10 protein-coding genes are annotated in these 11,149 nt (G+C 56.8%); 1 reads left to right on the top strand and 9 read right to left on the bottom strand.

The features are described from left to right. From HKN37_03500 to HKN37_03470, 7 genes are all read right to left on the bottom strand, one after another. Window positions 1–2,054 (bottom strand): hypothetical protein (locus tag HKN37_03500; protein NNE45704.1); only part of this gene is annotated, 2,054 nt, incomplete at its 3' end. Window positions 2,055–2,217: 163 nt separating this feature from the next. Continuing rightward, on the bottom strand, window positions 2,218–4,044 hold the full coding sequence (ptsP, locus tag HKN37_03495) for a phosphoenolpyruvate--protein phosphotransferase (protein NNE45703.1): 1,827 nt from the start codon (window positions 4,042–4,044) through the stop codon (window positions 2,218–2,220). Window positions 4,045–4,105: 61 nt separating this feature from the next. Continuing rightward, window positions 4,106–4,375, bottom strand: a complete 270-nt coding sequence (locus HKN37_03490) for an HPr family phosphocarrier protein (GenBank protein NNE45702.1) — start codon at window positions 4,373–4,375, stop codon at window positions 4,106–4,108. Between the two features lie 105 nt (window positions 4,376–4,480). Next, a complete protein-coding gene (locus HKN37_03485) occupies window positions 4,481–5,473 on the bottom strand; it encodes a polyprenyl synthetase family protein (GenBank protein ID NNE45701.1) in 993 nt (330 codons plus the stop codon). Between the two features lie 10 nt (window positions 5,474–5,483). Next, the gene (locus tag HKN37_03480) at window positions 5,484–6,152 is read right to left on the bottom strand and encodes an adenylate kinase (GenBank protein NNE45700.1); all 669 of its coding nucleotides are present in this window, start codon (window positions 6,150–6,152) and stop codon (window positions 5,484–5,486) included. A gap of 159 nt (window positions 6,153–6,311) precedes the next feature. Further along, window positions 6,312–6,905, bottom strand: a complete 594-nt coding sequence (locus tag HKN37_03475; protein ID NNE45699.1) for a hypothetical protein — start codon at window positions 6,903–6,905, stop codon at window positions 6,312–6,314. After that, on the bottom strand, window positions 6,898–7,326 hold the full coding sequence (locus HKN37_03470; GenBank protein NNE45698.1) for a phage holin family protein: 429 nt from the start codon (window positions 7,324–7,326) through the stop codon (window positions 6,898–6,900). The genes HKN37_03475 and HKN37_03470 overlap by 8 nt, the downstream gene beginning before the upstream one ends. A 2-nt stretch (window positions 7,327–7,328) precedes the next feature. Between HKN37_03470 and HKN37_03465 the strand changes: the two genes are divergently transcribed. Next, window positions 7,329–7,718 (top strand): hypothetical protein, encoded by a 390-nt coding sequence (locus HKN37_03465; protein ID NNE45697.1) that lies wholly within the window; start codon window positions 7,329–7,331, stop codon window positions 7,716–7,718. Window positions 7,719–7,721: 3 nt separating this feature from the next. Here the strand turns inward: HKN37_03465 and HKN37_03460 are convergent, their stop codons facing one another. Together HKN37_03460 and rpsA are read right to left on the bottom strand one after the other, a co-directional pair. After that, window positions 7,722–8,774, bottom strand: coding sequence for a hypothetical protein (locus tag HKN37_03460; GenBank protein ID NNE45696.1), 1,053 nt, complete (start codon window positions 8,772–8,774; stop codon window positions 7,722–7,724). A gap of 73 nt (window positions 8,775–8,847) precedes the next feature. Further along, window positions 8,848–10,995 carry a 30S ribosomal protein S1 gene (gene rpsA / locus HKN37_03455; GenBank protein ID NNE45695.1) on the bottom strand — a complete coding sequence of 716 codons (2,148 nt, stop codon included), beginning with the start codon at window positions 10,993–10,995 and terminating at the stop codon, window positions 8,848–8,850. Between the last annotated feature and the right edge of the window lie 154 nt (window positions 10,996–11,149).

Below are 11,149 nucleotides of genomic sequence, written 5' to 3'. Positions count from 1 at the left end.
GCTGTGTTATATATGGTTACAAATAATCGATCGTCGCCAAGCATGTCAGAAAAGGACATGACTGCTCCGCCGATGGTTCCAAGTACCGCGCTCTGACTCACCTGCCCCTGCGCGAAGTCAAGCCGATATCGCGAGCGGTACGGCTTCTTCAGTACGGATGCCCCAGGCCCGAGTCGGGCATACGTCCAGGATTCGGATGATGGGGGTTCTGACACCGTAATCTCCGAGCGTGGAAAAACCCTGAGCGAATCGAAACGAGGAAGATGCCGGATAGAAAAACTGAACGTCTCAAAACTGGCAAACACCAGTTCATCGTCAGACGTCCACACCGGGTCGAACGCAGCTGATGACAGGTTGGTGATCTGCTTCGCGACAATCCGACCCGAAACGCTCGGAACCAGCGGGTCCTCCAGTGAGGTCGAGGCAAGATGGGGCCGGGCCTCACTCTCCGCCTCAAGATCAGCGATCCAGATATTCTGAGCTGTGAACCTGTCATCCGCTTCGAAGACCGTACTTGCGAATACGATGGATGAACCGTCAGGACTCCACCGCGGCGAAAGGTCGATACGGGTACCGGTCGTCACGTATCCAATCTGTCTGTTGGAGAGCGTGACGGTAAAGATGTTGTAGTAGCCATCCTTCCCTTCCGGCGACCGATCCGACGAGAACGCAATCTTCTGACCGTCCGGACTCCAGGATGGATCACGGTCGTCATACGTGTCGTCGGTAAGACGAGTCAATCGCTCAGTGTCAAGTTCGTAGAGATACAGATCGCTGAAGCCTGACTGGTCAATAGCACTGAATACCAGGCTTCGCGAATCCGGACTCCAATCCGGCGAGTAGACAGCAACGAGATCCTTGAAACCCAACGTCGACCCGAGCTTTCCCGACTCCAGGTCGTAGACGTGTACGACATCTCGGTCGCCACTCTTCGTCACAAACGCAAGCCTGCCTCCGGGCGAGACGCTGATCCTGCTTTCAAACAGGTGAAAGGCTTCGAACCTGTCAGTCGTTTCGCCATGTATCAAGATGCTGGGTTTAGAGACCGGACGATAATCCTCGTCGATCTCGACTTCAAAAACATTGCTGCGACCAGTTCGATTGCCAACGAAGTAGAGCTTTCGGGTCCCGTCCGTGAAACGGTAGAAAGCCGGTTTTGCACTGAAACCCTCGGTAGAGAGACCCTGGGCTATGACCGAGGGAAACTGAACATCCTCAAGCGCCGGGTAGTACCGCTCCTTTAACCACTGATACCAGCCGCTCGCGATATCGTCAAAATCCTCTCGAAGAACAAGCTCCATTACGCGGCGGAAGTCACGGTCCTTCCAGAAATCATCAATTAACTCGAGCAGCTTCTCTTCACCATAGGTTTCCGCGATATAGCGGCAGATGGCCTCACCCTGCTTGTACATCTGGAACGTCCCGCTGATGCGATACATCGTCTCCAGCGGCGTCAGGTAGTTCGAATACATCGCGTCTCGAATCACCATCTCATGGTTGTAGTCGGGTTCGCCGGACCAGTACTCTGCCAGTCCTTCCGTAAACCACAACGGCAGAAACCGATCGGCGACCCTGCGGTGATCTCGCATCACCCGAAACACCTTATTGAAAGTGAAGACGTGAACGAGTTCATGCCGAACAACACGTCTGAACCGATGCAGATTTCCGTTAGCCGGGATTACGACTCTTCCCTTCAGGAATTCAAAAAAACCACCAACCCCATCGGGGATGAAGCCCGACGTTGTATTCGTCTGCTTGAAATGCAGATTCGACGAGTAAAAGATGAGTGGGACGCGCCGGACCAGTGAAAAATTGAACTTGTTCTGCATCTCACGATAGGCTTCCTCTGCGAAATGCGCGCCGTGTGTCGCAAGCTCGATCATCTCCGGATAGTAGTAGATGTCGAAGTGCTCGGTTTCCAGGACCTGCCAGTCAAAGTTCTCGTACTGCACCTTGTTGCGACCGTAGTAGTAGAACTGACCCTCGGCAGTGACGTGCGGTAGAACCGTGACGGCCATCGAGACCGCCAGAAGAAGTGGAAACCGTATTTCCATCCGGGGAGAGCCCTCGCAACAAACAGGTGATACTCGCTCGAATCGCTACGAATGTTGCGACCGCGCCGTTCCCAACGGTAGCTGAATTCGACGATCTAAACCCTGAAAGGGCCCTACGTGGTCTGTTGACGCTTTCCGTCGGCAGTGGACGCCGTGCGAATGGTCACGCCGAAGACTTCATCCCGTCTAGACCGTGATTGTTCGCGAGCGACATCAGCTCATCACCCAGCGAGTGGATGATGTCGAAAGGATGCGAGCGCAGCCACTGCTCGAGCAGCATAAGAACCTCGTGACCGTCGTGTGCGACAAGCGCCCGGCTCGCGAGTTCCTCCGCATCCGCCATGGTGATCGCACGGATCAGTCGTTTCACCTCTGGAACGAAAACGGGTGACGCGCTGATCTCTCGGAGACCGAGTCCAACAAGAATTGGAACGAACGATGAGTTCGAACCCATTTCTCCACACAGACCCACAGGTACGTTGTGCCGCAGTCCTGCGTCGATCGTGCTCTTGATTAGTCGCAGGACCGCCGGGTGGAGTTCCTGGTAGATAGAGGCGACAAGGTCGTTGCCGCGGTCGACGGCGAGCGTGTACTGGGTGAGATCGTTTGTGCCCAGCGACATAAAGTCCACCTCGGCTGCATACTCGTCAGCCATGAGAGCGACAGCCGGTACCTCCACCATTACGCCCAGAGGCACGTTTCGATCAAACGCCACGCCTTCTGCTGAAAGCTCTCGCATTACCCCGTCAAGTTCAGCACGAAATCTCTGGAACTCGCTCAGGCTTGTGACCATCGGGATAAGGATTCGCATCGGCCCAAACGCACTGGCGCGAACGAGGGCGCGTAACTGAGGTCGAAGAATCTCAGGCTTGTCGAGCAGTATTCTGACACCGCGCCAGCCGAGGAACGGGTTATGCTCCCGATGCGCCACGGGAAGCATCTTGTCCCCTCCTAGATCGAGGACGCGAAACGTCGTGACTCGATCTTGCAGCGTCTCGACTATCTTCTTGTATTCCAGGAACTGCTCGTCTTCGCTGATTGACAGCCGGCCTTCCATCAGGAAGAGTATTTCCGTTCTGAAGAGTCCTACACCCTCCGCACCATGTTCGAATACGAGTGGCAACTCCGCCTTGAATTCAAGATTAGCCAATAGTCGGACGCGCACATTGTCGAGCGTCTCTGCCGGTAAATCTACGAGGGTTTTTTGCTCTTCAACGACGTGATCATACCGCTCCTGTCGGATACGGTACTTCTCAAGCGTCTCCGTGCCTGGATTGACAACGACGACACCCCGGAAGCCGTCAAGTACAACCAGCTGGCCATCTTCAACGACGTCTGTGATTCCGTGCGTTGACACGACGGCCGGCACACCGAGCGCACGAGCCATAATCGACACGTGCGACGTCGCGCCACCGAAGTCGGTGGCACAGCCCATGATTCCTCGGCGGGAAAACAGCACAATATCCGCCGCTGAGAGCGACTCGGAGAAAACAATTGTCTCTCGATCAATGTGCGAAAAGAACTCTCCGCGATTGAGATGGCGAACGATGCGGTCGGATATGTCCGCGAGGTCGGTGGCGCGTTCCCGAAAGTAGTCGCTTTCGCTCGCCGCCAGTCTCTTGCGGTAGGCCTCAAGCGTTTCGTGAACGGCAAATGCGGCGTTACAGAGATCTCGATTGATACACCTTACGACTGCCGGATACACCTCCTCGTCCCGGAGCATCATCAGTTGCGCCTCGAATATTTCGGCGCTCTCCTTACCGAGCTTCTCCTGAGCCACTCCAGCGATCTTCCGCAGGTCTTTTTCAGATCGCCGAATTGCGCCCTCAAATCGCTTTAGCTCGTCGTCGATCTGGTCCGCAGAAATGCGATAGTCGTCGATCGACTGATCTTGCCGCGCAAATATCTGAGCAGGTCCGATGGCGATACCGGGGGATACGCCGATACCGCGGTACTCGTGTTCCTCCGTTCCGATGTGCTTCTTGCGCACCACAAATCACCCAAATTTTACTGCAGGGTGGCCGGCGATCCGCCAGCACCGAATATCCTCTCTACTTCACCTCACCGAATCCACTCTCAAACAGGGCCTGTATTGCTGCAGAAGCTTCGCCTTCGTCCTCACCCTCAAACACAAGAGACAGGGTGGCGCCCTGCTCGGCCGCCAATGTCATCACGCCGATAATACTCTTGCCGTTAATCTCGTAGCCGTCCTTCTGGATGAAGAACTCGGACTGAAACTTCGACGCCTCCCGAACAATCATGGAGGCCGGTCTGGTATGAATACCAGCCCTGTTTGTTACGACGACTTCTTTAACAACCATTGAGCGGTGGACGTGAGAATCGAGGGTTCGGGTGTGCGGAGTGTTCGGACGCGCAGGAGCCGCGCCGGTTGCAAGTTATGAATTGAAAAGCAATCGGTGCACCTGCTAATGGACCCGGTCCATCATTCCGCTCAGCAACGCGGAAAGAGTATTGAGGCTTCGGCGGGCAGAGAGCGCATTCAGCTGCTGCTCTGCCATCCTCGTATAATGCTCGATCTGCTTGCCCGCATCCTCAATAACACCCGCTTCGATCATACGAGTCCGTGCCTCCGGAATCAGGTGTTCTTCCAGTCCGTCGTTCTCCACAATTCGTTCGAACCACGATCGATCATCTCCTTCCGGCAATTCAAGACACCGGAGTAAGAGATAGGTTCGCTTTCCCTCAACCAGATCACCACCAACTTTTTTTCCCCACCGATCGTCTTCGGCAATAACGTCCAGCAGATCGTCACGAATCTGAAATGCACGGCCAACAGATATTCCGGCCTGCCTCAGAAGACGGCGCTCGTCCGCTGTGGCACGACCCAGGACCCCGCCCAATTCCAGGCATGCACGCAACAACGCACCTGTCTTGGCATCTATCATTCTGAGGTAGTCGTCAACGCTGATATCACGGCGTGTTTCGAATTCCTTGTCGAGCGTTTGACCTTCGCATAGGTCCTTTACCATTTCTCCAAACACTGCCGTCATCGGTTGCAGGATCTCTGGATGAGATCTGGAAAGTTGGGTGTAGGCCAGAGACAATAGATAGTCGCCGGCCAGGATTGCGACGTCTTGATTCCACCTTGTGTGCACGGTCGGTCGGCCTCTGCGCTCGACGGAGTGATCCATGATGTCATCGTGTACCAACGTGAAATTGTGGAACACTTCAACAGCGAGAGCAGCGGGCAGAGCCTCCTTTTCGGTGACACCAAAACCATCCGCAGTCAGGAGAAGAATGATGGGTCGAAGTCTCTTACCACCGCCCGCAAGAACATATCGGACAGGATCGTACAGCGCGGATGGTTCGACCTCCGTCACGAGACTCGCCAGATGCTCGTTAACATCGACCCGGAGCGAACTGATGACTTCAGGCAGCGAGCCGGTTAGCTTAGTCAAGGGAACCCTGTTAGTTCTGTTCGACCATCCGGCCGCCGAATGCTTCGACTTTTGCGACCAGAACGCTTACAATCCGAGCGTATACGACCTCGATCGAACCCACGCCGTCTATCACGTGCAGAAGTCCCTTGCCCTCGAAATACGCTTCGAGCGGTTTGGTCTGATTGTGATACACGTCGAGTCGTTTCTGAATGGCTTCAGGACGGTCGTCCTTGCGCTGACGTAGCATTTCTGGCTTGATATGCGGTGGCGGTGGATGAAAATCAAGATGATATATTTCACCCGTCTCCTTGTTCATGCGCCGCTTTGACAGTCTCGAGACAATCCTCTCATCCGAGACCTCAACGCTCAGAACCGCCTCGAGCGGAGCGTCGTGCTGATCCAGATACTCGGTGAGCCATTCAGCCTGTTCGATTGTTCTGGGGTAACCGTCGAGGATGAAGTAGTCGTTGTCTACACCGGCGAGGGTATCCTCCGCCAACTTGCGGACAATCGGACCGGGCACCAACTGTCCGCCTCGAACATAGGAACGCGCCTGCTTGCCGACGGAAGTGTCTTGCCGGATCGCAGCACGAATCAGATCTCCTGTCGAAATGTGCGTCAGGCCCAGTCGCTGCACGAGGAGTTTTGCCTGTGTGCCTTTGCCCACTCCCGGCGCCCCAAAAAGCGCAAGTCTCATCGCGTTACAAGTCCGCCCGTTTGGGCTATCGTGACTAGGTTAGGACTGGCAAATAGACTACGACCGCCTATGAACAAAAACGCATCTGAGTCGCCATATTAACGTCATCTTCTAAGCCAGTCGCATACTGCAGGGACCGGAGTTTGTCTTTCCGGAAGACTACCCGTCCGGGCTGCTATCTCCCTCATCGCCACCGCCGGTGAAGCGATGGGATGCGGCCTTCACCACTTGAGCGAGGGCAGACCGAATCGCTGTACCGACGACCAGGCGTAGCAATCCACCGGCCTCCGATCCTGCTGAGGATTTAGCGGCGCCAGTTGCGGCCAGCACGCGGTGTATTGCCTCATCGATCGCCTCTCCTCCGTCAAGGGCAGTCTCCACCTCTCTGGCCAACAGCTCAGTGAGTGCGTCAGAGTCTTCATCATCAGGGCGTCTCGACGACCCGAGAAGTTTGCCGACCAGTAGTCCGGCACCCACTGCCAGCGCCGCGGTGACAAGTGGCTTGGAGGCAATCGCCTTGACGGTGTCGCCAGCGAGACCCACCTCGGACTTCAGAGCATCCAGCCGCGAGGCAATCGAATCGGACGCCGCCCGAAGCTGCGTCTCGACTTCGGCACGAGTGGGCGGTCCGGGCGGTGTCACCGTCTGCGGATAGTTCTCCTGCAGCCCATTCTTATCCATCGGCACCCGGGGCGCCGTAATTCCCGTCCGCTTCCGGTAGCCGGGAACGTCTGTTGTCTTTGAACTACTCATTCGCGTCCCCCCGACTTCCCTTACTGTTGCGCAAATCGATGACGCGCGGTTTCAGTAGAAGAAGAATGGCTGTTACGACCAACAGCAAACCTGTAACGGCAAGAAAGCCCCAGGCATCATGTCCAAGCCACGCGCCAAGTCCGAGTGAGGCTGCAACAAGCCCGAATGTCAGGCTCAGAAATGCCAGCGCTCCGACTACCCCGCCGACAATCGCCCGGTTGAGGCGTGCATCGACCTTTTCCTCGATGTCCATTTGCGTGAGTGTCATGCGAAGGTCTACCCACGACTTTACGTCGTCTACCAGGCCCTTTGACTGATACGAAATCCGCTTGATCTTACCCATGCTGCTGTGATCTTCCGGATCGGACTCCGACGAGACATCGTCACGCAAATACGTTTTCTGCTTCTCTGGCTTGACCATAATTGTCACAAATTCTGCCACGGACGGGAACGTTTTCCGCCTGGCTTGCATCCGATGCGAACCTCTTTCCGGTCTGGGACGCAGAAGTTCAGCATCTCCTGAGTATACCGAAAATCATGCCACCTTTTGAGATTGCATCGACTCCGAACCCGAACAGTCTGAAGTTCACGGCACAGGGATTCGAGTTTGTCAGTGAGGGAATGATCAGCGCATCAGCCGTCGAGCAAGCCGCCGGCAACGCTCTAGCCGAGCGCCTCTGTTCCGAACCTCTCATTTCTAACGTGTTTATGCTTCCGCAGTTCATGACGGTAACAAAGCACCCGAGCGCATCCTGGGACGAGCTCCTGCCGCTGGTGGAGACCGCGATTCTCGAGGACGGTAGCCGTCGCTAGCCGTCACAAACTGCGCAAGAAGCTGACCACGTCGGTTTGGCCCTGTTTCCAGCCAAGCGGCGGACGCTGAGTATCGCCAAGGGCTACCGCCGGAACTTCAACGGTGTCAAGGCCGAGTTCTACTCGAGGAGAAACGGCGACAACCTGAATCCGTTCTCGGGTCTCCGTCAGCCATCGGCGCACGTTTGCGAGTGAGTCGTACTCAGTCCACCGAACATGCCCCGGCCTCTGAGCTTCGGGACCACCTCGGCTAATCAGAAAGGAACTGTCGTCGGCATAGGCGTGGGCGAGATCCGCCGCACGGTAATACGCTATCTGCATCTTGAGTCCACCCGCCGTATCTGGATGTGCTGGAAACACGGCTCGGAAACGAGCCATGGCGTCGAGCAGAGCATCCGGGGCGGCATCTCGTGGAGCCCAAACCACAGCCACGTTGCGACATCCTAGGCCCTCGTGGAGCAGGATATCCTCCGCGAGGCGTTCCAACACTCCGGCTACCTCGTTACCGCCGAGAACCGCTGCTGAAAACCGATGTCCGCGCACGAGAATGCGGCGTGGCGGTATGCCGGCCTCTTCCGCCATGCGGCTCAGGGTTGAGATGGTCGGGTCAGACCCTGAAGCGATCAAGGCGTTGTCGGACATCAGCGGTTGTAGCGTTGTGGACAGCTCAACGTTGACCCGAGCTCCGTGCTCAATGAGATCGTCCACGAATGCCTGCAGCAGGTACGGTGACCTGGCCGACATCTTGCCTGTATACGTGTGGCCCGTCAGCGTCACGGCCAGAAAGTCCTGCAGTTCCGCGAAAGGCACGTTGCCCGGGTTAATGACGACGACAGGGACGGGTTGCTGAACACTGTCACTCCCTGTCCACGCGAGTAGCGCGTCCGCGCGTAGCTGCCGAGCTTGTTGGTTGATGGCAAAGATTATCGCTTCAGCTGTGAATCGATTGTCGGCCTCCAGCGTGGCCTCCATCGCCCGTCGTCGCGGCTGATAGTCGGGGTCCTGCCATCGGATCCCGACTCGTTCGATGATTTCCGCGAGGTTCGTTTCGTCCATCAATTGTGCCACCAAAAAAAACAGCGACGGTGGAGATTCTCCAGCGCCGCTGCTTATCTGTACAGGAGTGTTCCTATTCCTTCTTCTTCGCGGCAGATTTGCGCTTGGCCTTAGGCTTCGCTTCCTCTTTCGCTACGTCCTCCGTCGGCGGATCAACCACGGCGGTGTCTGTATCGATCGCGGCACCTGAATCTTTCGCTTCGACCTCCGCGAGATCGCCAGCCGTGTCGCTCGTATCGACGTCAGGCGTCGCCGGCGTGGCCGAGTCATCGGCTGCGACCTCTTTGGCAGTGACCGGTTCGGCTGCTGTCGAAGTCTTCTCTGCCTCCTCATCCGCCTTCTCTTCCGCAGCCTCCATCTTCTTCTTCAGAGCATCCAGACCGCTAAGTTCACCCAGAGTTGTAGGTCCGGAGGTAGATGCAGCGCGCTTCTGGTAGGCCTTGACAGATTGGCGCTCGGAATCTTTCTCCTTCCGTTCCTGCCGACGCTCCTGGCTGCGAACCGTCCTCCTGGCCTCTTGCTCTGTCGCCACCTCACTGACTATGATTTCCTTTTGAGAGGGATCGCACTTGACGATCATAAGACCCTCAAGCGGATCACCCTCGCTGTACGATGTCCGGAAGGCTTCGGCGCCCGACTTCGTCTCGGATCCGGGCAAATAGGCTTCGACATCCAGTGGAAGCCGGACGATAATGCCCTTGTCCTCAATACGAACGACCGTGGCGTCAGTAGTGCTTCCTTCGGCATACACCTCCGCGAACTGATTCCACGGATTAGTCTCTACCTGCTTGTGGCCGAGTGAGATACGCCGATCACCAGCATCAATATTCAGCACGACGACGTCCAGGTCCTGCCCCTTCTTGACGATTTCGCTGGGGTGTCTGACCTTCTTTGTCCACGACAGGTCGCTGATGTGGACAAGACCGTCGATGCCCGGCTCGATCTCTACGAATACGCCGAACGAGGTGATATTTCGGACCGACCCGTTCAGCACGGTACCAGGAGGATATCGCTCCGCAATGTTGGCCCATGGATCCGGCTCGAGCTGCTTCATCCCGAGCGATATCTTCTTGCCCTCATTGTCAATGTTGAGAATCTTCACATTGACCATCTGACCCAACGACACCATCTGGCTCGGATGCTTGATATGCTCCGTCCAGCTCATCTCCGAGATATGAACGAGGCCTTCGATTCCCTTCTCCAACTCGACGAAAGCGCCGTAGTCCGTGATTGAAACGACCTTCCCTTCAACCGTGTCGTCCTCGGTATATCGCTCCCCGATATTGTCCCACGGATGCGGCTGCAGCTGCTTCAGACCAAGCGAGATTCTCTGACGCTCCTTGTCGTAGTCGAGGACCACGATGTTGAGTTTCTCATCTAGTCCGACCAGTTCGGACGGGTGAGATACCCGGCCCCACGAGAGGTCAGTTATGTGCAGGAGGCCGTCGACGCCACCGAGGTCAATGAAGACGCCAAAGTCGGTGATGTTTTTGACAATGCCCTCAAGTATCTGCCCGGGCTCCATCGTTCCCAGGATCTTTGCGCGCTGCGACTCAAGATCCTTCTCGATGAGAGCCTTATGGGAGACGACAATATTCTCGTTTGCCGGATTGAGCTTGACGATCTTGAACTCCATCCGCTTCTCCAGGTACGCGTCGAAGTCGCGCACGGGGCGCACGTCGATCTGCGAACCGGGCAGGAAGGCTTCCACACCGTCGAAGAGTTCGACGATCATGCCGCCCTTGATGCGGCGCACGATCGTGCCTTCGAGCACCTCTTCCGACTCGAACGCCTTCTCGATGCGGCGCCAGCGCTTGAACGTGTCCGCCTTCAGCTTCGAGAGCACGAGCTGGCCGTGGTAGTCCTCGATGCGCTCGAGGTAGACCTCCACCTCGTCGCCGGTGGTGACTTCCTCGGTGAACTCGTTCTTGGCGATGATGCCGTCGCTCTTGAAGCCGATGTCGATGACGATGTCCTTCTCGCCGATGCTCACGACGCGCCCCGTCACCAGCTCGTGCTCGGAGACGTTGGTGAGGGTCGCTTCCACCAGCGACATCAGCTGGGCATACTTGTCTTTATCCGCGACGTCGTGCTCGGCCTGGGAGCGTTCCAGGTCTTCGAGTTTCACGACCGGCCCGGTCAATTCACCCGTGTAACCCACCGGCTCCGGAAGGGCGTCTGCCTCGTCCTCCGCCGGCGCTTCCGCCACGGCGTCTGCCACAGGAGCGGCTTCCCCTTCGGCAGCGGCTTCTGCATCAGGCGCGGCTTCCCCTTCGGCAGCAGCTTCCGCTTCAGGCGCAGCTTCTGCATCAGGCGCGGCGTCCGCTTCAGGAGCAGCTTCTGCATCGGCAGCGGCTTCTGCTTCAGGTGCGGCT

The organism is Rhodothermales bacterium, from assembly GCA_013002345.1.
Classification (GTDB): Bacteria; Bacteroidota; Rhodothermia; order Rhodothermales; family JABDKH01; genus JABDKH01.
This window is presented reverse-complemented; position numbering and strand designations above follow the sequence as displayed.